Below are 22,424 nucleotides of genomic sequence, written 5' to 3'. Positions count from 1 at the left end.
GAGCGGCCTCGCTCTCGGTGATCGGAAGACGTCGGTTGAACTGTCCGGGAAGTCAATCACGGGACGGGCGGCCGAGTCCGCGCATTGGATCGGAGGGCGCCTCCGGCGCACCCGGGAGCCGGTCCGTACCGGCCCCGAGCTGTAGGGACCCGACAGTGACGCCCGTACGCCACTGTGGGAGGTCGATTCCTCATGTCGGGAGCGATACCGATAGGTTTTCGGCTACCAGACCGCTATCGAAAGGGTGATCCGTTGAGCCGCTCGGTTCTCGTCACCGGAGGAAACCGGGGCATCGGCCTCGCCATCGCCCGCGCGTTCGCCGAGGCCGGCGACAAGGTCGCGATCACGTACCGCTCCGGCGAGCCCCCGGCCGCCCTGGTCGAGCTCGGCTGCCTTCCCGTGAAGTGCGACATCACCGACGCGGAGCAGGTGGAGACGGCCTACAAGGAGATCGAGGAGAAGCACGGTCCGGTGGAGGTCCTCGTGGCCAACGCCGGCGTGACGAAGGACCAGCTCCTCATGCGCATGACCGAGGAGGACTTCACGTCCGTCCTCGACACCAACCTCACCGGCACCTTCCGGGTCGTCAAGCGCGCCAACCGCGGGATGCTGCGGGCCAAGAAGGGCCGCGTCGTCCTGATCTCCTCGGTGGTCGGTCTGCTGGGCTCCGCGGGCCAGGCCAACTACGCCGCCTCCAAGGCCGGCCTGGTCGGCTTCGCCCGCTCCCTCGCGCGTGAGCTCGGCTCGCGCAACATCACCTTCAACGTCGTCGCCCCCGGCTTCGTCGACACCGACATGACCGCGGTGCTCACCGACGAGCAGCGCGCGGGCATCGTGTCCCAGGTGCCGCTGGGCCGTTACGCGCAGCCGGAGGAGATCGCCGCCGCGGTGAAGTTCCTCGCCTCCGACGACGCCTCGTACATCACTGGAGCCGTCATCCCGGTTGACGGCGGATTGGGCATGGGTCACTGATCACCATGAGCGGAATTCTCGAGGGCAAGCGCATCCTCATCACCGGTGTGCTGATGGAGTCCTCCATCGCCTTCCACGCCGCGAAGCTGGCCCAGGAGCAGGGTGCGGAGATCATCCTCACCGCCTGGCCGCGGCCGACGCTGACCGAGCGCATCGCCAAGAAGCTCCCCAAGCCCGAGAACGTCAAGGTCCTGGAGCTCGACGTCTCGAACGACGAGCACCTCGCCCGCCTGGAGGGCCAGGTCCGCGAGCACCTGGGCGACCGGCTCGACGGCATCGTGCACTCCATCGGCTTCGCGCCGCAGGACGCGCTCGGCGGCAACTTCCTGAACACGCCGTTCGAGTCCGTGGCCACCGCCATGCACGTCTCCGCCTTCTCCCTGAAGTCGCTGACCATGGCGCTGCTGCCGCTGATGTCCGAGGGCGGTTCGGTCGTCGGCCTCACCTTCGACGCCAAGTTCGCCTGGCCGCAGTACGACTGGATGGGCCCGGCCAAGGCCGCCCTGGAGGCCACCAGCCGCTACATGGCGCGCGACCTCGGCAAGCAGAACATCCGCTGCAACCTGATCTCGGCGGGCCCGCTCGGCTCCATGGCCGCGAAGTCCATCCCGGGCTTCGGCGAGCTGGCCTCCGTGTGGGACAGCCGTTCCCCGCTGGAGTGGGAGCTCTCGGACCCGGAGCCGGCCGGCCGCGGCATCGTCGCGCTGCTCTCGGACTGGTTCCCGAAGACCACGGGCGAGATCATCCACGTCGACGGCGGTCTGCACGCCATCGGCGCGTAACCGCTCCGTACCCCCGTGCGACGGCGAGGGCCGTGTGTCCGCCGAGTGGCGGACACACGGCCCTCGCCGTTCCGCAACTCCTGCACGGGTCGAAAATCAGCCCGAACCACCCCAGACTGAGGCAGAGCGTGATGTTCTGCTGCTGACGGGGAGGAGGTACGGGCATGCGCGCGATACGTCACGGCTTCGGGGCGTTCGCCTCCGTCGCCGTCCTGATCACCGGTACAGCCGTGGCCACCGAGCTGCGGGACGCTCCCGCCCCCACCGAGGAGCTCTCCGCCACCGCCCCCGCGACCGGGTCGCCGGAGGACTTCGGAGCCTCCTGCCGCACCGTCGTCGAGGGCTCCCGCGTCACCGCCCACTGCAGCAACCCGTACCCCCGCACCGACCGGGTCCGCCTCCACGTCGAGTGCGACCGCTGGTGGGACGTCGACAGCGACAGCGCCCCCGTGGAGGTCGGCCCCGCCGACTACGCCCGGGTCACCGGCCGCTGCTGGAAGGAGGTCCGGTCCGCCTGGGTCACGCACCAGCCCGCGGATCCGGCTCCCGCTCCGGGGCAGCCCCTTCCGGTACGGGGCTCCTGAGGCACATGAAGGGGTAGCCGGCCGCCTCCGTGCCGGCCCGCTCGGCATCGCCCTCGCGGATCGCGTCCACCAGGCGCGCGTGGTCCATGTGGTTCTCCGGCCGCAGCACCTGCCCCACGTCGTCGCGCAGCCAGTCCCGCAGCAGATCGCCCAGGTCCGCGTAGAGCTCCGTCAGCACCTCGTTGCCCGAGGCGGCGACGACCGCGTGGTGGAAGGCCGCGTCGGCCGTCACGAACCGCTCCGCGTCCCCCGACTCCCACGCCTCCTCCCGGCGCCCGAGCAGGGCGTCCAGCTGCTTCAGGTCCCGCTCCGTGCGCCGCCCGGCCGCGAACCGCGCCGCGGCGGACTCCAGCGTGGAGCGCAGCTCGGCGACGTGCCGGGGGTCGGAGCCGGCGAAGCGCCGGTGCATGACGCCCGCCAGCTCGCTGGTGGCGACGACGTACGTCCCCGAGCCCTGGCGGATGTCGAGCAGGCCGTTGTGCGCGAGCGCGCGGACCGCCTCGCGCACCGTGTTGCGGGCCACGCCCAGCTGCTCGACCAGTTCGGGTTCGGTCGGGATGCGTGAACCCACCGGCCACTCGCCCGAGGTGATCTGGTTCCGCAGCTCGGCGATCACCTGGTCGGAGAGACCGGTGCGCCGGGGGTGACCGAGGGCCATGGGGCGCCTTCCCTTTCGATACGGGATTGGTTTGCGATGCGAGATTCGTTCGAGATTGGACAACCAATCATCCCATGATTCTATGATGGCTTCATGCCTGACGAGCCGAAGACCCTCGACCCCGCCGCACCACCGGCCGGAACCACCACCGCGACCGCGTCCTCCGGAGCGCCCGCCACCGTCGGCGGTTCTCCCGCACCGGGCCCGGCGCGCGGCCGGCTCCTCGGCCTCGTCGCCGTCGGACTCGTCCTGGCCGCCCTCAACCTGCGCCCCGCCATCACCAGCCTCGGCGCCCTCCTCGAGGAGGTCAGCGAAGACCTCCACATGAGCGGAAGCGTCGCCGGCGTCCTCACCTCCGTCCCCCCGCTCTGCTTCGCGGTCTTCGGCATCACCGCACCCCGCCTCGCCCGCCGCTTCGGCCCCGCCGCCGTCGTCTGCGCGGGCATGGCCGCGATCTTCACCGGCCTCGTCCTGCGGCCCTTCGCGACCGGCACCGCCGCCTTCCTCGCCACCAGCGCCCTCGCCCTCATGGGCATCGCCGTCAGCAACGTCCTCATGCCCGTCATCGTCAAGCGGTACTTCCCCGACCGCGTCGGCAGCATGACCGGTCTCTACTCCATGGCGCTCGCCCTCGGCACCTCCATCGCCGCGGCCGCGACCGTGCCCATGACCGACGCCCTCGGCGGCGACTGGCGCCTCGGCCTCGGCGTCTGGGCGGCCCTCGCCGCACTCGCCGTCCTGCCCTGGCTCCCGCTCCTGCGCGACCGGGACGCCGACCCGGCGCGCCCGGCGGCCACGACGTCCGCCGCGAACACCGGCCCCGAGGCGTCCCGGCGGACCGGGGGAGCGCCCTCGCAGGCCCGGGGGGCGTCCCCGCGGACCGGGGAAGCGTCCCCGCAGGCCGCCCCCGCGCCGCGCATCACCCGCAGCCGCACCGCCTGGGCGCTCGCCGTCTTCTTCGGCCTCCAGGCCACCGGCGCCTACATCACCATGGGCTGGATGCCGCAGATCTTCCGCGACGCCGGCGTCCCCGCCACCACCGCGGGCGTGCTCCTCGCCGTCACCATGGTCATGGGCGTCCCGCTCGCCTTCGTCATCCCCCGCCTCGCGACCCGGATGAAGAACCAGGGCCCGATCGTCGTCGCGCTCGGCCTGTGCGGACTCACCGGCTACACCGGGCTCTTCCTCGCCCCCTCCGGCGGAGCCTGGATCTGGGCCGTCCTCCTCGGCGTCTCCAACTGCTCCTTCCCGCTCGCCCTCACGATGATCGGCATGCGCTCGCGCACCGGCGCCGGCGTCGTCCGCCTCTCCGCCTTCGCGCAGAGCGTCGGCTACCTCATCTCGATCCCCGGCCCCCTCCTCGTCGGCGTGCTCTACCAGCACAGCGGCGGCTGGGGACTGCCCATCGTCCTCATGGGCGGGCTCATGGTGCCGCAGATGATCGTCGGAACACTGGCGGGCAGGGACCGGACGGTCGAGGACGAATGCTGAGATGCGAGACTGTTCCCATGCCAGTCCTCGAACCCAACCCCCCGAACGGCCAGAAGAAGCTGCTCCTCGTGCTCGGCGCGATGCTCGGCATCACGGTCGTCATCGCCGTCATCGCCTCCTTCGCCTCCCCGTGAGGCGGGGGTTCGCCTCCCCGTGAGGCGGGATCCCTCCCCACGAGCCCATGAGGTGGGCCTCCTCCCCGTGGGGTGGGGATAGCCCCCGCATCCCCTAGGGGGCGGGTCTCAGGGTGAAGTGGGTGGATCACCGGATGGGCCGGAGGACGCGCGATCCGTACGTTGGTGACAACGGCGAAAGCGCGGAACTCACCCACGGAGGCGGCCATGTCGGCCCCCACGCACCCCGGCATCCGGACCACGACCACCGGCGTCGACACCCGGCTGCCCTGGTGGGCCCTCGTCCTCCCGGCAGCGGCCTTCCTCGCCCTCCTGGTCCTCATGACCGGGTCGGACGGGGCCCAGGCGACCCCGGGTGAGCTCGCGGGCGGCCGCGTCCTGGAGCACCTCTGGCAAACACTCGCTCTCTGAGTCGGAGTGGCCTGTTTCATGCGAAGCTGTGGACCATGAGCGTCGATACACCCCGCAGCATCGTGCTCCTCCGGCACGCGAAGGCAGACTGGAACGACGGACCGGACCACGAGCGTCCCCTCGCGGAACGAGGTCGCAAGGACGCCCCGGTGGCCGGCAGGCGGCTCGCCGACAGCGGCATCGCCTTCGACCTGGCCCTCTGCTCGACCGCCGTCCGCACCCGCGAGACCTGGAAGCTGGCCGTCCACGAACTGCCCGCGCGCCCCAGGACGGTGTACGAGGAGCGGATCTACGAGGCATCCCTCGGCGAGCTCATCGCCGTGGTCAACGAGACACCGGACACCGTGGACAACCTCCTGCTCGTCGGCCACAACCCGGGCATGCACGCGCTCGCCGACGCCCTGGCGGGCGAGTCCGAGGGCGACCTGCTGCCCCGGATGAACCGCAGCGGCTTCCCGACCGCCGCCTTCGCCGTCGTCACCTTCGAGGGCTCCTGGAAGTCCGTGGAGCACGGCGTCGGACGGCTCGTCGACTTCTGGGCCCCGCACGCCTGATCACGTACCCCCGTACGAGGGAGGGCCCGGGCGTCGTCCGACACCCGGGCCCTCCTCCGTACCGCCACCGCTCAGTGCGGCAGGTCGTCCTCGCCGAAGTCCGCCGCCTCGACCTCCTCGCGCGTGATGCCGAGCAGGTACAGCACGGTGTCCAGGAACGGCACGTTCACCGCCGTGTGGGCCGCCCGACGCACCACCGGCTTCGCGTTGAACGCCACCCCGAGCCCGGCCGCGTTCAGCATGTCCAGGTCGTTGGCCCCGTCGCCGATCGCCACGGTCTGCGCCAGCGGCACCCCCGCCTCCGAGGCGAACCGGCGCAGCAGCCGCGCCTTGCCCGCCCGGTCGACGATCTCGCCGGTCACCCGGCCGGTGAGCTTCCCGTCCACGATCTCCAGCGTGTTGGCGGAGGCGAAGTCGAGACCGAGCCGCTCCTTCAGGTCGTCGGTGACCTGCGTGAAACCGCCGGAGACGACGCCCACCTGGTAGCCGAGCCGCTTGAGCGTACGGATCAGGGTCCGGGCGCCCGGAGTCAGCCGCACCTCGGCGCGGACCTTGTCGACCACCGAGGCGTCGAGACCGGCGAGCAGCTCCACGCGCGCGTGGAGCGACTGCTCGAAGTCCAGCTCGCCGCGCATCGCCGCCGCCGTCACCTCGGCGACCTTGTCCTCGCAGCCCGCGTGCGCGGCGAAGAGCTCGATCACCTCGTCCTGGATCAGGGTCGAGTCGACGTCCATGACCACGAGCCGCTGGGCCCGCCGGTGCAGACCGGCGGAGACGACGGCCACGTCGACCCCGATGCCGTGCGCCTCGACGGCCAGCGCGGTCCGCAGCGGCTCGGTCCCGCAGCCCGAGACGGCGAACTCGACCGCCGTCACCGGGTACTTCGCGAGGCGGAAGATGCGGTCGATGTTGCCGCCGGTCTCCGCGATCCTGGCCGCTATGGCCGCCGTCTGCTCGGCGGTGAGCGGGTTGCCGAGGACGGTGACGTGCGAGCGGCCCTCGCCACGGGGACGGTTGTCGCCCGTGCCGGAGATGATCTCGGCCTGGAGCTTCAGCGACTCGGCCCAGCTGTGGATGGTGGCCCGGAGCTCGCCCTGCGAGGCGACGGTCGGCTCGGTGACGAGCGCGCACAGGACGAGGCGGCCCCGGGAGACCACCTGTTCGATGTCCACGACGTCGACGGAGTAGGCGGCGAGGGTGTCGAAGAGTCCCGCGGTGATCCCGGGACGGTCCTTCCCGAAGATCTTGACGAGAAGGGTGGGAACGTCTGAGGTCTGCGATGCGCTCATGGTGGTTCCACCGTATCGGGCACCGTGTGTCACCCGACCCCCCGTCCCGCCCTGCGGACACCCGACTGGTCCAGGAGTCGCCCGAAGGTCTTCACGCGGCCCGACTTTCCGAGACGGGACCGGGCCTGAAATAGTTCCCCAGGATGATTCGCCATCCCTGGACTCCCGACGACGGGGGTACATCGGGGGACAAGTAGTGGGGCATGGAGTGCCAGAACTCGTACTGGAATTGAACGGCAGGACCTGGACGCTCGATCCGTCCCGGTCGTACACCCTGGGCAGGGACCCTCAGGGTGACCTGGTGATCGACGACGCCAGGGTCTCGTGGCGCCACGCCACCATCAGCTGGGGCGGCCGGAGCTGGGTCATCGAGGACCACGGCTCCACGAACGGCACCTTCCTCCAGGGCCAGAGGATCCACCAGGTGGAGATCGGCCCCGGGTCGGCCGTCCACCTGGGCAACGCGACCGACGGCCCGCGGCTGAATCTCGCCGCCGCCGGCGCGGCCGCCGCGCCCCAGCAGGCGCCGCAGCAGCAGGTGCCCCAGCAGCAGGCCCCGGCGCACCAGGCTCCCGCGCACCAGGGTGCCGGTGCCGCCGCGGCCCAGGCCGACTGGGCCACGCACCAGGCGCCTCCGCCGCACCAGGCGCCGCAGCAGCAGGGCTGGCAGCAGCCGCCGGTCCACCAGCAGCCGCCGGCCCACCAGCAGGTCCCGCACCAGCAGGGACCCGCCCAGGGGCACCCCGGCGGCGCCGCGGGGGCGCCGTCGCCCTACGGCGACCGCAGCCCGACCACCTTCTACCAGCTGGACCTCGGCCGCGTGATGCGCATCGGCCGTGCCCTCGAGAACGAACTGGTCGTCTCCGACCTCCAGGTCTCGCGGCACCACGCCGAGTTCCACGCGACGCCCGACGGCCGCTTCGAGATCCGCGACCTCGGCTCGCACAACGGCACGTACGTCAACGGTCAGCCGATCCCCAAGGGCGGCACGGCCCTCCTCGGCCCGCAGGACATCGTCGGCGTCGGCCACTCGACCTTCCGCATCGTCGGCGGCCAGCTGGAAGAGTTCGTCGACACCGGCTCGGTCTCCTTCTCGGCCCGCCACCTCACGGTCACGGTCGACGGCGGCAAGCAGATCCTCAAGGACGTCACCTTCGGCGTCCCGGAGAAGTCGCTGATCGGCGTCATCGGCCCCTCCGGCTCCGGCAAGTCCACCCTGCTCAAGGCGCTGACCGGCTACCGCCCGGCCAACGAGGGCGACGTCCTCTACGACAACCGGAGCCTCTACAAGCAGTTCGCCGAGCTGCGCCAGCGCATCGGTCTGGTCCCGCAGGACGACATCCTGCACAAGGAGCTGACCGTCCAGAAGGCGCTGCGCTACGCGGCCAAGCTCCGCTTCCCCGGCGACACCGCCGCGACCGAGCGCGAGGCCCGCATCGACGAGGTGCTGCGCGAGCTCAAGCTCGACATCCACAAGGAGAAGAAGGTCACCTCCCTCTCCGGTGGCCAGCGCAAGCGCGTCTCCGTCGCCCTGGAGCTCCTCACCAAGCCCTCGCTGATCTTCCTGGACGAGCCGACCTCCGGCCTCGACCCGGGCATGGACCGCGACGTCATGCAGCTGCTGCGCGGCCTCGCGGACGACGGCCGCACGGTCCTCGTCGTCACCCACTCGGTGGCCGAGCTGGGCCTCTGCGACAAGCTGCTCGTGATGGCGCCCGGCGGCTCCGTGGCGTACTTCGGCCCGCCGGAGGAGGCGCTGAACTTCTTCGGCTACTCCACCTGGGCCGACGTCTTCTCCGCCTTCGAGAACTACCGCGACTACGACTGGGCGGGCCGCTGGAAGGGCTCGCAGCACTACCAGATGTACGCCGCGGACATCGACGCCGTCGCCGCGCAGCCCGTCCAGATGCCGCCGCAGGCCATGGCCAGGCCGCCGAAGCCGCAGGGCTGGGGCTCCCAGCTGTGGACCCTGATCCGCCGCTACGTGTCGGTGATCGCCTCCGACAAGGGCTTCATGGCCCTGATGGTGATCCTGCCCGCCGTCCTCGGCGCGGTCTCCGTCGTCATCCCGGCCGACTTCGGCCTGGGCCGGCCCAAGCCGCCGTCCCGCTTCAACGGCGACGCCGGCACGATCATGCTGATCCTCGCGGTCGGCATGTGCTTCTCCGGCGCGGCCAACTCCGTACGAGAGCTGATCAAGGAACGGGTCATCTACGAACGGGAGCGCGCCGTCGGCCTCTCCCGCTCCGCGTACCTCATGTCCAAGGTCATCGTCCTCGGCCTGATCACCGCCTTCCAGGGCGTGATCATCTGCGGCATCGGCTTCTCCACCCGTGAGCTGCCCGAAGAGGGCCTGTTCATGCCGCCGGCCGTCGAGCTCTGCGTCCAGGTCATCGCGCTCGGCCTGACCTCGATGATGGTCGGCCTGGTCATCTCCGCGCTGGTGAAGACCGCCGAGAAGACCATGCCGCTGCTCGTCATGTTCGCGATCGTCCAGGTCGTGTTCACCGGCATCCTCTTCCAGGTGTACGGCTCGCCCGGCCTGGAGCAGTTCGCCTGGCTCATGCCCTCCCGCTGGGGCATCGCCGGCGCCGGCACCACCCTCGACCTGGCGCACCTCATGCCGCCGTGGGACCACAAGGACCCCACGAACACCGACCCGCTGTGGGAGCACACGGTCGGCCAGTGGAGCCTCGACCTCGGCATCCAGCTGCTCATGGCCACGGTCTGCTGCGTCCTCGTGGCGCGGCTGCTGCGCCGCCACGAGCCCGAGGTCATGCGCAAGTAACGCTCGCCCCACCACGCCGAAGGGCGGCACCCCGGAGGGGGTGCCGCCCTTTCGCGCGTCAGTACGCGCTGTTGACGTTGTCGATCGAGCCGTAGCGGTCGGCCGCGTAGTTGGCGGCGGCGACGATGTTGGCGACCGGGTCGTACTGGTCGAACTTGGTGCCGGGGATGTGGTACGCCTTGAAGGTCGGGTAGATCACCTGGAGCAGGCCCTTGGACGGGACGCCGTTGATGGCGTTGATGTCCCAGTTGTTGATGGCGTACGGGTTGCCGCTGGACTCGCGCATGATGTTCCGGTGCAGGCCGTTGTAGGTGCCCGGGATGTTGTGCTTGTCCATGATGTAGAGCGCCTCGCGGATCCAGCCGTCGAGGTTGTTCGCGAAGACCGGCTTGCGGGCGACGGAACGGTTGGCGGCCGCCTTCTCCGTGGCGCGCTTCTTCGCGGCGGCCTTCGCCTTGGCCTCGGCCTTCGCCTTCGCGGCGGCCTTCGCCTTGACCTCCGCCTTGGCCTTCGCGGTGGCCTTCGCCAGGGCGTCGGCCTTGGCCTTCGCGGCCTTCGCCTGGGCGTCGAGCTTCGCCTTGGCGGCGGCCTTCGCCTTCGCCTCGGCCTCCTCCTTGGCCTTCAGACCGATGGTGGTCTGCTGCTCGCTGATGCTGGCGGCCAGCGCCTTGGCCTGCGGGCTGTTCGCGTTGTACGACCAGGCCACCTGCTGGGTGCCGGACAGAGCCTGCGGCTCGGTCTCGGTGCCGCCGTGGTGAGGCACGAGGGAGAGGGTGAGCGCTGCGGCGCCCAGAGCGGCGACGCCGGCGATCGTGGCCTTGTGGGTCTTCTTCAGACCACGACTGTGGCCAGGGGTGTTCGCAGACATGCAGGACTACCTCTTCGAATCGCTGGGGGTCGTCGCTCGGCCGGGGCGGCGCTGCGCCTGCTCGGCGGCGACGGGGGCAATTCTTAGCGGCAGCAAAATGCCGTGGCAAAGGTGTGACGTACGATCCCGGGTAGTGGATCAGGGCCCCGCGCAGGGGCCGCGCGATGCCCCCTGTGGCCCGTTTTCTCCGTCCATATCGGACAGGGTGGGTCCACTAGGGGGCTTCGTAAGTGATGTACGTCCTATGCGCGGCCTCACATCGGGCACGTAACGAACTCACCAAGAGTTGCTTCAGCAATGCGCACGGTGAGGCTTCTCCTCCGGGAGGAGGAGATGGAGGTCGCCGAACTCGTGCCAGAGGTAGCGCTCCCTCACCGCGGCGGCGTACGCGCTCCGCAGCGCGGGCCTCCCGGCGACCGCCTCCAGCATCAGCAGATGCGAGGCCTCCGGCTCGTGCAGCCCGGTGAGCAGCCCGTCCACCACCCGTACCCCGCGCGCGGGCGTCACCACCAGATCGGTCCACCCCGCGACGGCCCGCACGGGCCCGCCGCCCCCGGCACCCGCGGCCGACTCCAGCGCCCGCACCACCGTCGTACCGACGGCGACGACCCGGCCGCCCCCGGCGCGGGCCGCGTTCACCAGGGCCGCCGTCGCCGCCGGGACCTCGAAGCGCTCCGGGTAGGGCGGCTCGTGCGCCTCCGCCGACGCCACCCCCGTATGAAGACAGAGCGGGGCGATCCGTACGCCCCGGTCGACCAGCTCCGCCACCAGCCGGGCCGTGAAGGGCCGCCCCGCGCTCGGCATCTCCGCCGAACCCGACCCGTCGGGGGAGGGCCGCGCGAAGACCGTCCGGTACGCCGACAGGGGCTGGTCCCGGTCCGTGTACCCGTACCGGATGGGCCGCCCGTACCGCCCGAGCAGCCCCGGCACCTCCACGCTCACCCGCGCCCACCACAGCCGCCCGCCCCCGGGCACCAGCGGCTCCGCCAGCACGAGCCGCGCCCCTCCCGGCAGCCGTACGACCGCGCCCGCGGGACCGCCCCCACGCGGGCGCGTGCTGCCCGAGGGCTCCGGCGCCCGCAGCTCCACGGCCCAGCGCCCGTCGTCCCCCCGGGTCGAGAAGTGCACCACCACCGGCTCCCCGCCCGGCTCGGGGCCGAGGCGCCCGTCCACGGCCGCCGCCAGCGTCGTCGAGGTGTTGACGACGAGGACGTCCCCGGCCCGCAGCAGCGCGGGCAGCTCCCTGAAGGAGTGGTGCGACACCGCCGTGCCCCGCGACACGAGCAGCCGCACGTCGTCCCGGCCGCGCCCGGACCCCCGCTGCTCGGCCGGCACCCGCGCCGACAGCTCCGCCGGCACCCTCACGGCCAGTGCCATCACGCCTCCAGGAAGGCCGGCGCGGAATACCGGCCGCTCGCCGGCCGTTCGTCCAGCAGCCGCAGGAAGACGGGGGCGACGTCGGCCGGAGCGGGAGTCCCGGACAGGTCCTCGCCCGGCTCCGCGGCGGCCAGCATGTCCGTCCGCATCCCGCCCGGATCCACCCACCAGACCCGCAGCCCCGGCTCCTCCACCGCCAGCACCGCCGACAGCTGGTCGAGCGCCGCCTTCGTCGCCCCGTACGCCCCCCAGGTCCGGTACGCCTCCGCGGCCGCGTCCGAACTCAGATTGACCACCGCGCCGGCGGGCGCCGTGCGCAGCAGCGGCAGCGCCTCCTGCAGCAGCCCCAGCGGGGCCACCACGTTGACCTCCAGGGCGGCCCGGAAACCGTCCAGCGGGTGCCGGTCGAGCGGCACCAGCGGTTCCGCGCCCAGGACCCCCGCGTTGTTCACGAGCAGATCGAGCCCGCCGAGCCCCTCCGCCGCCGCCACGAGCTCCCGCCGATGCGCCGCGTCCGTCACGTCCCCCGCCAGTGCCACCACCCGCGCCCCGCGCGCGCGTGCCGCCGCCGCGCTCTCCTCCAGCACCTCAGCCGTACGGGCGTCCAGCACCAGGTCCCAGCCCCGCCCGGCGAGAGCCTCGGCCAGCGCCCTCCCCAAACCCCTCGACGCCCCCGTGACGATCGCGACAGCCATGACGTCCATCCCCTCTCTCCTTCGGACGGCTCCACCCTCCGGCCGCGGCCCCGCCCACCGCCTCGTCCCCGGGCCCGGACCGCCGAGGGCACTTCGACCTAGGCCTCCGGACCTGCTCCGCCCTCGTCCCCGGACGGATACGGACCGTCACACCCCGCCGGTACGGTGAACACATGAGCCATCGACCGAGCTCCGGCCTGGCCGCCGTGAGCACCGCCCTCCTGGCGATGAGCCGCCATCTGGAGGTCCGCGACGTCCTCAAGACGATCGTGGCCTCCGCGCGCGAGCTGCTCGACGCCGAGTACGCGGCCCTGGGCGTCCCCGACGACCACGGCGGCTTCGCCCAGTTCGTGGTCGACGGCGTCAGCGACGAGCAGTGGAGGGCGATCGGCCCGCTGCCCCGCCAGCACGGCATCCTGGCCTCGATGCTCCACAAGGCCGAGCCCGAGCGGCTCGCCGACGTCCGCACGGACCCCCGCTTCGAGGGCTGGCCGGATGCCCACCCCGAGATGTCCGACTTCCTCGGCCTGCCCGTCCGCGACGGCGACGAGATCCTCGGCGCCCTCTTCCTCGCCAACAAGCGCTGCCCGAAGCCCGGCGGCGGCTGCGGCTTCACCGCCGAGGACGAGGCGCTCCTCTCGATCCTCGCCCAGCACGCGGCCATCGCCCTCACCAACGCCCGGCTGTACGAGCGCAGCCGCGAGCTCACCATCGCCGAGGAGCGCTCCCGCCTCGCCCACGAGCTGCACGACGCCGTCAGCCAGAAGCTCTTCTCGCTCCGCCTGACCGCCCAGGCCGCCGCCGCCCTCGTCGACCGCGACCCGGTCCGCGCCAAGGACGAGCTCCAGCAGGTCGCCGCGCTCGCCGCCGAGGCCGCCGACGAGCTGCGCGCCGCCGTCGTCGAGCTCAGGCCCGCCGCCCTCGACGAGGACGGCCTCGTCCACACGCTCCGCACCCAGATCCAGGTCCTGGACCGCGCCCACTCCGCCCGGGTGACCTTCGAGAGCCCGGGGACCCGGGCCCTGCCCGCCGCCCAGGAGGAGGCCGTCCTCCGGGTCGCGCAGGAGGCCCTGCACAACGCCCTGCGGCACGCGGACGCGGAGCTCGTCTCGGTCTCCCTCACCCGCAGCGGACAGGGCGCGCGGCTCACCGTCACCGACGACGGCAAGGGCTTCGACCCGCGCGCGGTCCGCCGCGCCGGCCGCCACCTCGGCCTGGTCTCCATGCGGGACCGCGCGAGCGGCGTCGGCGGCAGACTCACGGTGACCTCGGCCCCGGGCGAGGGCACCACGATCGAGATGGAGGTCCCCGGTGGCTGACAAGCCGATCCGCGTGCTCCTGGTCGACGACCACCAGGTCGTCCGCCGGGGCCTGCGCACCTTCCTGGAGGTGCAGGACGACATAGAGGTCGTGGGGGAGGCCTCCGACGGGGCGGAGGGCGTCGCCAGGACGGAGGAGCTGCGCCCGGACGTGGTCCTCATGGACGTGAAGATGCCGGGCACGGACGGCATCGAGGCGCTCAAGCGGCTCCGTGAGCTGGCCAACCCCGCCAGGGTCCTGATCGTCACCAGCTTCACCGAGCAGCGGACGGTCGTCCCCGCGCTCCGCGCCGGCGCCCGCGGATACGTCTACAAGGACATCGACCCCGACGCCCTGGCCGGCGCGATCCGCTCCGTCCACGCCGGGCACGTCCTGCTCCAGCCCGAGGTGGCCGGCGCGCTCCTCGCCCAGGACGACTCCCACGGCGGGGGCACGGGGCGGGGCTCCACCCTCACGGAGCGGGAGCGCGAGGTCCTCGGCCTGATCGCGGACGGCCGCTCCAACCGGGAGATCGCCCGCGCCCTCGTCCTCTCCGAGAAGACGGTCAAGACCCACGTCTCGAACATCCTGATGAAGCTCGACCTCGCGGACCGCACCCAGGCGGCGCTGTGGGCGGTACGGCACGGCCTCACCGGCTGACGCGCCCCCTGTACGCGCCGGGCGCACGACCGTTCAGTACTTCATACCGTCGTGTGGATGTCCCCCGTTCGGCGCAACCCGACGGGGGGTGCGGCGTTCTCCATGGCGTGCTGCGGCGGACCGGCCGCAGCGATGACCAGGAGGATGTACCCAGTGAAGAACCTCAAGAAGGCCGCCGCCCTCACCCTGATCGCCGGTGGCATCGTCGCCGCGGGCGCGGGCGTCGCCTCCGCGAACACGGACGCCGACGGGCAGGCCCTCCACTCGCCGGGCGTCGGCTCCGGCAACCTGGTGCAGGTCCCGGTCCACGTCCCCGTGAACGTCTCCGGCAACACGGTCAACGTGATCGGCCTGCTCAACCCGGCCTTCGGCAACGGCGCCGTCAACGGCTGACCCTCATCCGACGTCGGTCCCGTGTGGGCATACGTTCCGCAAGGGCGGAACGGGTGGGCACACGGGACCCACCGGCGCCCAGCCGCCCGACCCACCTCAGGCCCCACGGCCCGCCACATCGGGCCCCGCCGGCCGGCCCCGGAGCCGAAGCGCGAGCTTCAGAACCCCCGCTCCCGCTCCTCCACGTACGCGTTGTACGCCGCGACCTGCGCCCGCCGAGCCACCCGCTCCACCGGCCGCAGCGCATCGCCCCGCGCCGCCATCTCCGACGCGCTCACCGCACCCCCGTGACCGTGGTCGTACGCCAGGTCCACGAGCAGACCGACCCGCTGCGCCAGCTCCAGGACCCGCACCGCACGCGGCGGATAACCCGGGGCCAGCACCTCGCGGCCCACCTCCGCCCGCGCCCGGTACGCCTCGCGCGCCGCGTCCGCCGCGGGCCCCGAGGCCGCCACGTCGAGCCGGGTCAGCACCGCCGTCGCGTCCCGCAGCGCCTCGGCCAGCTCCCGCTCGGCCTCGCCGAGCGAGGGCACGTCGGCGGGCGGGGCCTCCCGCACGGCCATGCAGTGCCAGACCACCGAGACGTGCACGTCACCCGCGGGACCGGCCTCGGTGACCTCCGGCACGAGACCGTACGGCGCGCCGAAACCCACCACTGCCTCCTCCGCCTCCAACGCGCGCGCGTTGAAGTCCGGCGGACCGCTCAGCCCCAGCGGATGCCCCGGCGCCGGCAGCGCCACCCGCCACCCGGTCACCCCGAGCCGCCGCAGCCGGCCCAGCGCGAGCGTCAGCCCCACCGGCCCCGCCTCACCGGGCAGCCCCTCCACGCGGTGCACCGCGTCCTCCCCGACAATCGCCAGCGCCGCCTCGTCCGGCGACACCGCCCCGGCCAGCAGGGCATTGCCCCAGGCGGCCAGACGTCCTGAGCGTGGTTCCGAAAGCATCCCCCCAGACTAAGGACTGAAAGGAAGCCCTACGGACCGGTCCGCTCCGTCGATAACGTAGGTTTTCCCCTGGACGCCGCGCCCATCGGCGCAAGGCGACGACAAGACTCGACCGCAAGGGGAGACAACGCGCTCATGAGCGATGTACTGGAGCTGGTGGACGTATCCGTGGTCCGCGACGGACGGGCTCTGGTGGACGATGTCTCCTGGTCGGTCAAGGAGGGCGAGCGCTGGGTGATCCTCGGACCCAACGGCGCCGGCAAGACCACCCTTCTGAACATCGCCTCCAGCTACCTCTTCCCCACCAAGGGCACCACCCGCATCCTGGGCGAGCAGCTCGGCGGCGTCGGCACCGACGTCTTCGAGCTCCGCCCCCGCATCGGCATGGCCGGCATCGCGATGGCGGAGAAGCTCCCCAAGCGCCAGACCGTCCTGCAGACCGTCCTCACCGCCGCGTACGGCATGACCGCCACCTGGAACGAGGACTACGACCCGGTCGACGAGGAGCGCGCCAAGGCCTTCCTCGACCGGCTCGGGATGAACGACTACCTGGACCGGAAGTTCGGAACCCTCTCCGAGGGCGAGCGCAAGCGCACCCTCATCGCCCGCGCGATGATGACCGACCCGGAGCTCCTCCTCCTCGACGAGCCCGCCGCCGGCCTCGACCTCGGCGGCCGCGAGGACCTGGTCCGCCGCCTGGGCCGCCTCGCCCGCGACCCGTACGCCCCCTCCATGATCATGGTCACCCACCACGTCGAGGAGATCGCCCCCGGCTTCACCCACGTCCTGATGATCCGTCAGGGCAAGGTCCTCGCCGCCGGCCCCGTGGAGATGGAGCTCACCTCCCGCAACCTCTCCCACTGCTTCGGCCTGCCGCTCGTCGTCGAGCGCGTCGGCGACCGATGGACCGCCCACGGCCTGCCCCTGAAGTGACCGGCCGGGGCACCGGCGACCCGCACAGCCGCCCGCGCCCTGTCCCGGAAGGACCCCACCGCCCTACCATGACCACGTGGACATCGACGCGTGGGTCTGGTGGCTGATCGGCGCGGTGGGGCTCGGCATTCCGCTGGTCCTGACCGCGATGCCGGAGTTCGGCATGTTCTCCGTCGGCGCGGTCGCCGGGGCGGTGACCGCGGCCCTCGGCTTCGGCGTCGTCGCCCAGGTGCTCGTCTTCGTCGTCGTCTCCGTGGCGCTCGTCGCGGTGGTGCGTCCGATCGCCACCCGCCACCGCGACGGCAGACCCGAACTCGCCACCGGTGTCGACGCCCTGAAAGGGCGTCAGGCCGTCGTGCTGGAACGGGTCGACGGCAGCGGAGGCCGCATCAAGCTCGCCGGCGAGGTCTGGTCCGCCCGCACCCTCGACACCGGCCAGACCTTCGAGCCCGGCGAACAGGTCGACGTCGTGGACATCGACGGAGCGACCGCCGTGGTCATGTGACGTGAGGTCATGTGACGTCACATGACCGAACCTCGCCCATGACGCTCCGCCATCTGGGAAACTCGATCATCAGAAGAAACCCGGCAGACAACCGGCAGCGAAGGGCACGGGGAACACGATGTCAGCAGTCATCATCGTCCTGATCATTCTGGTGGTGCTCGTCTTCATCGCCCTGATCAAGACGATCCAGGTCATCCCGCAGGCGAGCGCGGCGATCGTGGAGCGCTTCGGCCGCTACACCCGCACGCTCAACGCCGGTCTGAACATCGTCGTCCCGTTCATCGACTCGATCCGCAACCGGATCGACCTCCGCGAACAGGTCGTCCCGTTCCCGCCGCAGCCGGTGATCACCCAGGACAACCTGGTCGTCAACATCGACACCGTCATCTACTACCAGGTGACCGACGCCCGGGCCGCCACCTACGAGGTCGCCAGCTACATCCAGGCGATCGAGCAGCTCACCGTCACCACCCTGCGCAACATCATCGGCGGCATGGACCTGGAGCGGACCCTCACCTCCCGCGAGGAGATCAACGCGGCCCTGCGCGGCGTCCTCGACGAGGCCACCGGCAAGTGGGGCATCCGCGTCAACCGCGTCGAGCTCAAGGCCATCGAGCCGCCGACCTCCATCCAGGACTCGATGGAGAAGCAGATGCGCGCCGAGCGCGACAAGCGCGCCGCGATCCTCACCGCCGAGGGCACCCGCCAGTCCGCCATCCTCACCGCCGAGGGCGAGAAGCAGTCCGCGATCCTGCGCGCCGAGGGCGAGGCCAAGGCCGCCGCCCTCAAGGCCGAGGGCGAGGCGCAGGCCGTCCGCACCGTCTTCGAGGCGATCCACGCGGGAGACCCGGACCAGAAGCTCCTCTCGTACCAGTACCTCCAGATGCTCCCGAAGATCGCCGAGGGCGACGCCAACAAGCTCTGGATCGTGCCCAGCGAGATCGGCGACGCCCTCAAGGGCCTCTCCGGAGCCTTCGGCAACGTGGGCGGCGGCACCCCCGGCTTCAACGTCAAGGACATTCCGTCCGCACGACGAGACGAACCGACAGTTGACTGACACGTACACGTAATCCTCGTGCATGATCGGTGTGAGCCCCTCGACCTCGACGACCTCGGGGCGGGGAGGCGACTCACTGACCCTGTAAGGAGATGGCGTTGTCCATCTGGGAAGCCCTGGCGGTCTTCGCCGCCGGCATCGGCGCCGGCACCATCAACACCATCGTCGGATCGGGAACGCTCATCACGTTCCCGGTCCTCCTCGCGACCGGACTCCCCCCGATCACCGCGAACGTCTCCAACGCCCTCGGCCTCGTCCCCGGCTCCATCAGCGGGGCCATCGGCTACCGCCGCGAACTCAAGGGCCAGAAGGCCCGCGTCCTGCGCCTCGGCGCCGCCGCCCTCCTCGGCGGACTCATCGGCGCCGTCCTGCTCCTGGCCCTGCCGTCCCAGGCCTTCGACGCGATCGTCCCCGTCCTCATCGGCCTCGCGCTCCTCCTGGTCCTCTTCCAGCCCCGTATCGCCGCCGCCGTGAAGCGGCGCCGGGAGCAGACCGGCACCGAGGCGCACCCCGACGGCGGCCCCGCCCTCCTCGTCGGCCTCTTCCTCGCCAGCATGTACGGCGGATACTTCGGCGCCGCCCAAGGAGTCCTCTACCTCTCCCTCATGGGCCTGCTGCTCCACGACGACCTGCAGCGCATCAACGCCGTCAAGAACATCCTCGGCGCCCTGGTCAACGGAGTCGCCGCCGTCTTCTTCCTCTTCGTCGCCGACTTCGACTGGACGGCCGTCCTGCTCATCGCCGTCGGCTCCACCCTCGGCGGCCAGCTCGGCGCCAAGGTCGGCCGCAGACTGCCCCCCACGGTCCTGCGCGGAGTGATCATCGCCGTCGGCATCGTGGCCATCCTCCAACTGACCCTCGGCTAGCCACGACCGGCCACGACGACGGAAGGGCCCGCCTCCCCACCGGGGGAGACGGGCCCTTCCGCACGTCCGCGCCTCATGTACGCAGCCTCATGTACGCCCGCGGATCACGCCCCTACGCCGCCGAGTCGGCCAGCCACGCCGGCAGCGCCGACCGCTCGCTCGCCCGCATCGCGAGCAGCATCGCGTCCGCCGGAGTCGGCTCGAACGGCTGGTGCAGCAGCGGCATCCCCGCCTGCTCCGGCGTCCGGTCCGCCTTGCGGTGGTTGTCCTCGGCACAGGAGGCGACCGTGTTCAGCCAACTGTCCCCACCACCCTGCGCCCGCGGCACGACGTGGTCCACCGTCGTCGCCCGCCGCCCGCAGTACGCGCACCGGTGCTGGTCCCGGACCAGCACCCCCCGCCTCGACCACGGGGCCTGTCTTCGGAACGGCACCCGTACGTACCGGCAGAGCCTGATCACCCGCGGGACCGGCAGGTCGACGGCGGCACCTCGCACCCTCAGCTCGGGATGGGCCTGCTCGACGACGGCCTTGTCCTGCAGGACGAGAACCACCGCACGGTTGAGTGTGACCGTCGAAAGCGGCTCGAAGCTCGCGTTCAGTACCAGCGTGTCCCGCATGTTGCCCACCTCCCGTGTGCCGGCCCCAGCCCCCCACGGGGCTCCGAGCCTGGATCAACGATGGCCGGGCCGGCCGGGTCGGACAACGCAATTTCCTGCGCAACAAAAGATGCCCGCTTCTGATCTCTCCAAGACCAGAAGCGGGCAAACAACAAACGAACGATCAGACCGCCGCAGGAGCCGCGTACTCACCGATCAACTGGGCACGGCCGAGCGTGTGGAACCGCAGGTTGAACCCGACGGCCGCCGGCGAGGTGTCGGCGTCCGTACCGAGCTTCTCCTTGTCCACCGCGTACACCGTGAAGACGTACCGGTGCGACTCGCCCGCCGGGGGAGCGGCACCGCCGAAGTCCTTCGAGCCGTAGTCGTTCCGCGCGTGCACGGCACCGGCCGGCAGCCCCTCGAACGACCCCGACCCGGCACCGGCCGGCAGCTCCGTCACCGACACCGGGATGTCGAACAGCACCCAGTGCCAGAACCCGCTGCCCGTCGGGGCGTCCGGGTCGAAGCAGGTGACCGCGAAGCTCTTCGTCTCCGCCGGGAACCCCTCCCACCTCAGGTGCGGCGAGGTGTTCCCCTCCGCGTACACCTGAGCGTCCTTCAGCACCCCGCCCGGCGCGACGTCGTCGCTCACCACGGTGAACGACGCCACCGGCGGATGGAAGTCATGGGGGAGCGGCGCCCTCTTGCCCTCGGACACGTCGAGTACCTCCGAATCGTCCGTCAACGCTGACGGTCCCGAGCCTAGAGCCCTAGAGCCAGTTGCGACGGCCGCCGACCTCGGCGAGCCACTGGTTGAGGTAAGCCGCCCAGTCGGTCGTGTGGAAGTCGTGCAGCCCCACCTTGAACGCACGGAAGGAGTCGCTGCCCTCGGTGAAGAGACCCGGCTTCTTGTCCATCTCCAGGACGACGTCCATCTCGCGCTCGTCCGCGACGAAGCTGACCTCGACCTGGTTCAGCCCCCGGTACTGCTGCGGCGCGAAGAACTCGATCTCCTGGTAGAAGGGCAGCCTCTGGCGCGTCCCCCGGATGTGCCCGCGCTCCATGTCCGCGCTCTTGAAACGGAAGCCCAGCTGGATGAAGGCGTCCAGGATCGCCTGCTGCGCCGGCAGCGGGTGCACGTTGATCGGGTCCAGGTCGCCGGAGTCCACGGCCCGCGCGATCTCCAGCTCCGTCGTCACCCCGATGTTCATCCCCCGCAGCTGCTGCCCGGCGACGGCGGTGACCGGCGTCTCCCACGGGATCTCCAGACCGAACGGCACGACGTGCACGGCGCCGGCCTTGACCTCGAAGGCACCACCGAGCCGCACCTTCACGAACTCGATGTCCTGCTTGTGCTCCTGGTCACCGCCCTCGACCTCGACACGCGCCTGCAGCCCGACGGAGAGCCCCTCGATCTGCTGGTCGACGCTGCCGCCCTGGATCCGCACCTCGCCCTGCACGACCCCACCCGGGACGACGTTCTCCTCCGTGAGCACCGTCTCCACGGTGGCCCCGCCGGCACCCAGGCTCGCGAGCAGCTTCTTGAATCCCATGACTTCCACTCCTTCTCGGTCCTGACCCCTACATACGCGCGACGACCGTAGCCGGTTCCCCTCCGGTCCCCGGTACGCTCGGACGGCATGAGCGAGAGCCCCGACCGTACGCCGCTCCCGCGGACCTTCTTCGACCGCCCCGTACTGGAAGTGGCCCCCGACCTCCTGGGCCGCACCCTCGTCCGCAACACCGACGAGGGCCGGATGGAACTGCGCCTCACGGAGGTGGAGGCGTACGCCGGCGCCATCGACCCCGGCTCGCACGCCTTCCGGGGCCGCACCGCACGCAACGCCGTCATGTTCGGACCGCCCGGCCACGCGTACGTCTACTTCACCTACGGCATGTGGCACTGCCTCAACCTGGTGTGCGGCCCCGAGGGCCACGCGAGCGGTGTCCTGCTCCGCGCGGGTGAAATCGTCGAGGGCGCCGACCAGGCCCGCCCCCGCCGCCGCTCGGCCCGCTCCGACCACGAGCTCGCCAAGGGGCCGGCCCGCCTGGCCACGGCCCTCGACGTCGCCCTCTCCCTGAACGGCACGGACACCTGCGCGGGCCAGGACGGCCCGCTCGCCCTCCTCACCGGCACGCCCCCGTCCCCGGACCGCATCCGCAGCGGCCCCCGCACGGGAGTCGGCGGCGAGGGCGCCCCGCACCCCTGGCGCTTCTGGATCACGGAGGACCCGACGGTCAGCCCGTACCGGCCCCACACCCCTCGCAAGCGGAGGCTTGACTCGTCGAGGGCGACCGACTAACGTGGCCCGAGCCGTTGGAACCCGGCCTGCTTGTTCAAGCACCCCGGGGAGCGGCCACTCACTACTCAAGATGATCACCCCGATCGGGGTTCATTTCGGCATTCCGAAATTCGTTTCGAATGGCTCGATTATGAACGTCCCGGGAAATCAGCTAAAGTAGTGAGCACGCCGGAAGGGCCCGGAGCGAAAGCGAACGGGACCGGAAAGCACCGAGGAAATCGGATCGGAAAGATCTGATAGAGTCGGAAACGAAGGAAGCG

25 protein-coding genes are annotated in these 22,424 nt (G+C 71.4%); 16 read left to right on the top strand and 9 right to left on the bottom strand.

Features of this window, described 5'->3' with window-relative positions; genetic code table 11:
* The first annotated feature begins 252 nt into the window (after window positions 1-252).
* The 3 genes from fabG to ACIGW4_RS32545 all read left to right on the top strand — a co-directional run bounded on the left by fabG (window position 253) and on the right by ACIGW4_RS32545 (window position 2,338).
* The gene (fabG, locus tag ACIGW4_RS32555; protein ID WP_030691676.1) at window positions 253-972 is read left to right on the top strand and encodes a 3-oxoacyl-[acyl-carrier-protein] reductase; all 720 of its coding nucleotides are present in this window, start codon (window positions 253-255) and stop codon (window positions 970-972) included.
* A 5-nt stretch (window positions 973-977) separates the two neighbouring features.
* Entirely contained in the window at window positions 978-1,754 is a 777-nt protein-coding gene (fabI, locus tag ACIGW4_RS32550) for an enoyl-ACP reductase FabI (RefSeq protein ID WP_030691677.1), read from the top strand.
* 164 nt (window positions 1,755-1,918) lie between these two features.
* Complete coding sequence (locus tag ACIGW4_RS32545) at window positions 1,919-2,338, top strand: hypothetical protein (protein WP_359591737.1); 420 nt, start codon at window positions 1,919-1,921, stop codon at window positions 2,336-2,338.
* On the opposite strand, the gene ACIGW4_RS32540 is transcribed toward ACIGW4_RS32545, so the two are convergent.
* Window positions 2,274-2,996, bottom strand: coding sequence for a FadR/GntR family transcriptional regulator (locus ACIGW4_RS32540; RefSeq protein WP_123450955.1), 723 nt, complete (start codon window positions 2,994-2,996; stop codon window positions 2,274-2,276). The two genes, ACIGW4_RS32545 and ACIGW4_RS32540, sit on opposite strands and share 65 nt — an antisense overlap.
* A gap of 93 nt (window positions 2,997-3,089) precedes the next feature.
* Here ACIGW4_RS32540 and ACIGW4_RS32535 point away from each other — a divergent pair, with 93 nt between their 5' ends.
* The 4 genes from ACIGW4_RS32535 (at window position 3,090) to ACIGW4_RS32520 (ending at window position 5,586) form a co-directional block, all read left to right on the top strand.
* Window positions 3,090-4,487: a CynX/NimT family MFS transporter gene (locus tag ACIGW4_RS32535; RefSeq protein ID WP_399584717.1), complete on the top strand. Its 1,398-nt coding sequence runs from the start codon at window positions 3,090-3,092 to the stop codon at window positions 4,485-4,487.
* A gap of 17 nt (window positions 4,488-4,504) precedes the next feature.
* The gene (locus ACIGW4_RS32530; protein WP_260174269.1) at window positions 4,505-4,621 is read left to right on the top strand and encodes an SGM_5486 family transporter-associated protein; all 117 of its coding nucleotides are present in this window, start codon (window positions 4,505-4,507) and stop codon (window positions 4,619-4,621) included.
* 207 nt (window positions 4,622-4,828) lie between these two features.
* Window positions 4,829-5,032 (top strand): hypothetical protein, encoded by a 204-nt coding sequence (locus tag ACIGW4_RS32525; protein ID WP_123450951.1) that lies wholly within the window; start codon window positions 4,829-4,831, stop codon window positions 5,030-5,032.
* A 35-nt stretch (window positions 5,033-5,067) separates the two neighbouring features.
* Window positions 5,068-5,586, top strand: coding sequence for a SixA phosphatase family protein (locus ACIGW4_RS32520; protein WP_398711426.1), 519 nt, complete (start codon window positions 5,068-5,070; stop codon window positions 5,584-5,586).
* 71 nt (window positions 5,587-5,657) lie between these two features.
* On the opposite strand, the gene serB is transcribed toward ACIGW4_RS32520, so the two are convergent.
* Window positions 5,658-6,875: a phosphoserine phosphatase SerB gene (serB, locus tag ACIGW4_RS32515; RefSeq protein WP_123450947.1), complete on the bottom strand. Its 1,218-nt coding sequence runs from the start codon at window positions 6,873-6,875 to the stop codon at window positions 5,658-5,660.
* Window positions 6,876-7,071: 196 nt separating this feature from the next.
* On the opposite strand from serB, the gene ACIGW4_RS32510 reads away from it, so the two are divergent.
* Window positions 7,072-9,663, top strand: coding sequence for an FHA domain-containing protein (locus tag ACIGW4_RS32510; RefSeq protein WP_123450945.1), 2,592 nt, complete (start codon window positions 7,072-7,074; stop codon window positions 9,661-9,663).
* A 58-nt stretch (window positions 9,664-9,721) separates the two neighbouring features.
* Here the strand turns inward: ACIGW4_RS32510 and ACIGW4_RS32505 are convergent, their stop codons facing one another.
* The 3 genes from ACIGW4_RS32505 to ACIGW4_RS32495 all read right to left on the bottom strand — a co-directional run bounded on the left by ACIGW4_RS32505 (window position 9,722) and on the right by ACIGW4_RS32495 (window position 12,603).
* Window positions 9,722-10,531: a transglycosylase SLT domain-containing protein gene (locus ACIGW4_RS32505; RefSeq protein WP_399584712.1), complete on the bottom strand. Its 810-nt coding sequence runs from the start codon at window positions 10,529-10,531 to the stop codon at window positions 9,722-9,724.
* 291 nt (window positions 10,532-10,822) lie between these two features.
* Window positions 10,823-11,908: an S-adenosylmethionine:tRNA ribosyltransferase-isomerase gene (locus tag ACIGW4_RS32500; protein WP_399584709.1), complete on the bottom strand. Its 1,086-nt coding sequence runs from the start codon at window positions 11,906-11,908 to the stop codon at window positions 10,823-10,825.
* Complete coding sequence (locus tag ACIGW4_RS32495; RefSeq protein ID WP_359591755.1) at window positions 11,908-12,603, bottom strand: SDR family oxidoreductase; 696 nt, start codon at window positions 12,601-12,603, stop codon at window positions 11,908-11,910. The genes ACIGW4_RS32500 and ACIGW4_RS32495 overlap by 1 nt, the downstream gene beginning before the upstream one ends.
* 173 nt (window positions 12,604-12,776) lie before the next feature.
* Between ACIGW4_RS32495 and ACIGW4_RS32490 the strand changes: the two genes are divergently transcribed.
* From ACIGW4_RS32490 to ACIGW4_RS32480, 3 genes are all read left to right on the top strand, one after another.
* On the top strand, window positions 12,777-13,922 hold the full coding sequence (locus ACIGW4_RS32490; RefSeq protein WP_359591728.1) for a GAF domain-containing sensor histidine kinase: 1,146 nt from the start codon (window positions 12,777-12,779) through the stop codon (window positions 13,920-13,922).
* On the top strand, window positions 13,915-14,562 hold the full coding sequence (locus ACIGW4_RS32485) for a response regulator transcription factor (RefSeq protein ID WP_123450937.1): 648 nt from the start codon (window positions 13,915-13,917) through the stop codon (window positions 14,560-14,562). Before ACIGW4_RS32490 ends, ACIGW4_RS32485 begins: the two co-directional genes overlap by 8 nt.
* A 153-nt stretch (window positions 14,563-14,715) precedes the next feature.
* A complete protein-coding gene (locus ACIGW4_RS32480) occupies window positions 14,716-14,955 on the top strand; it encodes a chaplin (protein WP_399584705.1) in 240 nt (79 codons plus the stop codon).
* A 158-nt stretch (window positions 14,956-15,113) separates the two neighbouring features.
* On the opposite strand, the gene ACIGW4_RS32475 is transcribed toward ACIGW4_RS32480, so the two are convergent.
* Window positions 15,114-15,899, bottom strand: a complete 786-nt coding sequence (locus ACIGW4_RS32475) for a hypothetical protein (RefSeq protein WP_399584702.1) — start codon at window positions 15,897-15,899, stop codon at window positions 15,114-15,116.
* 135 nt (window positions 15,900-16,034) lie between these two features.
* Between ACIGW4_RS32475 and ACIGW4_RS32470 the strand changes: the two genes are divergently transcribed.
* From ACIGW4_RS32470 to ACIGW4_RS32455, 4 genes are all read left to right on the top strand, one after another.
* Complete coding sequence (locus ACIGW4_RS32470; protein ID WP_123450931.1) at window positions 16,035-16,832, top strand: ABC transporter ATP-binding protein; 798 nt, start codon at window positions 16,035-16,037, stop codon at window positions 16,830-16,832.
* A 76-nt stretch (window positions 16,833-16,908) separates the two neighbouring features.
* Window positions 16,909-17,337 carry an NfeD family protein gene (locus ACIGW4_RS32465; protein ID WP_398711417.1) on the top strand — a complete coding sequence of 143 codons (429 nt, stop codon included), beginning with the start codon at window positions 16,909-16,911 and terminating at the stop codon, window positions 17,335-17,337.
* A gap of 118 nt (window positions 17,338-17,455) precedes the next feature.
* Window positions 17,456-18,394 carry an SPFH domain-containing protein gene (locus ACIGW4_RS32460; protein ID WP_123450927.1) on the top strand — a complete coding sequence of 313 codons (939 nt, stop codon included), beginning with the start codon at window positions 17,456-17,458 and terminating at the stop codon, window positions 18,392-18,394.
* A gap of 92 nt (window positions 18,395-18,486) precedes the next feature.
* On the top strand, window positions 18,487-19,260 hold the full coding sequence (locus ACIGW4_RS32455) for a sulfite exporter TauE/SafE family protein (protein ID WP_398711416.1): 774 nt from the start codon (window positions 18,487-18,489) through the stop codon (window positions 19,258-19,260).
* Between the two features lie 112 nt (window positions 19,261-19,372).
* Here ACIGW4_RS32455 and ACIGW4_RS32450 read toward each other — a convergent pair whose 3' ends face one another.
* The 3 genes from ACIGW4_RS32450 to ACIGW4_RS32440 form a co-directional block, all read right to left on the bottom strand.
* On the bottom strand, window positions 19,373-19,879 hold the full coding sequence (locus ACIGW4_RS32450) for an HNH endonuclease (protein ID WP_093876792.1): 507 nt from the start codon (window positions 19,877-19,879) through the stop codon (window positions 19,373-19,375).
* A gap of 163 nt (window positions 19,880-20,042) precedes the next feature.
* Window positions 20,043-20,579 (bottom strand): YbhB/YbcL family Raf kinase inhibitor-like protein, encoded by a 537-nt coding sequence (locus ACIGW4_RS32445; protein ID WP_359591726.1) that lies wholly within the window; start codon window positions 20,577-20,579, stop codon window positions 20,043-20,045.
* Between the two features lie 52 nt (window positions 20,580-20,631).
* A complete protein-coding gene (locus ACIGW4_RS32440; RefSeq protein WP_123450921.1) occupies window positions 20,632-21,414 on the bottom strand; it encodes a sporulation protein in 783 nt (260 codons plus the stop codon).
* An 87-nt stretch (window positions 21,415-21,501) separates the two neighbouring features.
* Between ACIGW4_RS32440 and ACIGW4_RS32435 the strand changes: the two genes are divergently transcribed.
* Entirely contained in the window at window positions 21,502-22,164 is a 663-nt protein-coding gene (locus ACIGW4_RS32435) for a DNA-3-methyladenine glycosylase (protein ID WP_359591724.1), read from the top strand.
* Window positions 22,165-22,424: the final 260 nt, after the last annotated feature.

The sequence above is a fragment of the Streptomyces sp. NPDC053513 genome (genome assembly GCF_044544765.1).
Taxonomy (GTDB): domain Bacteria; phylum Actinomycetota; class Actinomycetes; order Streptomycetales; family Streptomycetaceae; genus Streptomyces; species Streptomyces litmocidini.
The sequence above is the reverse complement of the archived record's forward strand: the minus strand, read 5'-3'. Positions and strand labels throughout refer to the sequence as shown.

Bases quoted from the DNA above. Each gene is read 5' to 3' on its own strand.
- serB (WP_123450947.1), bottom strand. From the start codon at position 6,875: ATGAGCGCATCGCAGACCTCAGACGTTCCCACCCTTCTCGTCAAGATC.
- ACIGW4_RS32540 (WP_123450955.1), bottom strand. From the start codon at position 2,996: ATGGCCCTCGGTCACCCCCGGCGCACCGGTCTCTCCGACCAGGTGATC.
- ACIGW4_RS32460 (WP_123450927.1), top strand. From the start codon at position 17,456: ATGTCAGCAGTCATCATCGTCCTGATCATTCTGGTGGTGCTCGTCTTC.
- ACIGW4_RS32545 (WP_359591737.1), top strand. From the start codon at position 1,919: ATGCGCGCGATACGTCACGGCTTCGGGGCGTTCGCCTCCGTCGCCGTC.
- ACIGW4_RS32490 (WP_359591728.1), top strand. From the start codon at position 12,777: ATGAGCCATCGACCGAGCTCCGGCCTGGCCGCCGTGAGCACCGCCCTC.
- ACIGW4_RS32525 (WP_123450951.1), top strand. From the start codon at position 4,829: ATGTCGGCCCCCACGCACCCCGGCATCCGGACCACGACCACCGGCGTC.
- ACIGW4_RS32520 (WP_398711426.1), top strand. From the start codon at position 5,068: ATGAGCGTCGATACACCCCGCAGCATCGTGCTCCTCCGGCACGCGAAG.
- ACIGW4_RS32505 (WP_399584712.1), bottom strand. From the start codon at position 10,531: ATGTCTGCGAACACCCCTGGCCACAGTCGTGGTCTGAAGAAGACCCAC.
- ACIGW4_RS32470 (WP_123450931.1), top strand. From the start codon at position 16,035: ATGAGCGATGTACTGGAGCTGGTGGACGTATCCGTGGTCCGCGACGGA.
- fabI (WP_030691677.1), top strand. From the start codon at position 978: ATGAGCGGAATTCTCGAGGGCAAGCGCATCCTCATCACCGGTGTGCTG.
- ACIGW4_RS32495 (WP_359591755.1), bottom strand. From the start codon at position 12,603: ATGGCTGTCGCGATCGTCACGGGGGCGTCGAGGGGTTTGGGGAGGGCG.
- ACIGW4_RS32530 (WP_260174269.1), top strand. From the start codon at position 4,505: ATGCCAGTCCTCGAACCCAACCCCCCGAACGGCCAGAAGAAGCTGCTC.
- ACIGW4_RS32500 (WP_399584709.1), bottom strand. From the start codon at position 11,908: ATGGCACTGGCCGTGAGGGTGCCGGCGGAGCTGTCGGCGCGGGTGCCG.
- ACIGW4_RS32475 (WP_399584702.1), bottom strand. From the start codon at position 15,899: ATGCTTTCGGAACCACGCTCAGGACGTCTGGCCGCCTGGGGCAATGCC.
- ACIGW4_RS32435 (WP_359591724.1), top strand. From the start codon at position 21,502: ATGAGCGAGAGCCCCGACCGTACGCCGCTCCCGCGGACCTTCTTCGAC.
- ACIGW4_RS32455 (WP_398711416.1), top strand. From the start codon at position 18,487: ATGGCGTTGTCCATCTGGGAAGCCCTGGCGGTCTTCGCCGCCGGCATC.
- ACIGW4_RS32535 (WP_399584717.1), top strand. From the start codon at position 3,090: ATGCCTGACGAGCCGAAGACCCTCGACCCCGCCGCACCACCGGCCGGA.
- ACIGW4_RS32450 (WP_093876792.1), bottom strand. From the start codon at position 19,879: ATGCGGGACACGCTGGTACTGAACGCGAGCTTCGAGCCGCTTTCGACG.
- ACIGW4_RS32440 (WP_123450921.1), bottom strand. From the start codon at position 21,414: ATGGGATTCAAGAAGCTGCTCGCGAGCCTGGGTGCCGGCGGGGCCACC.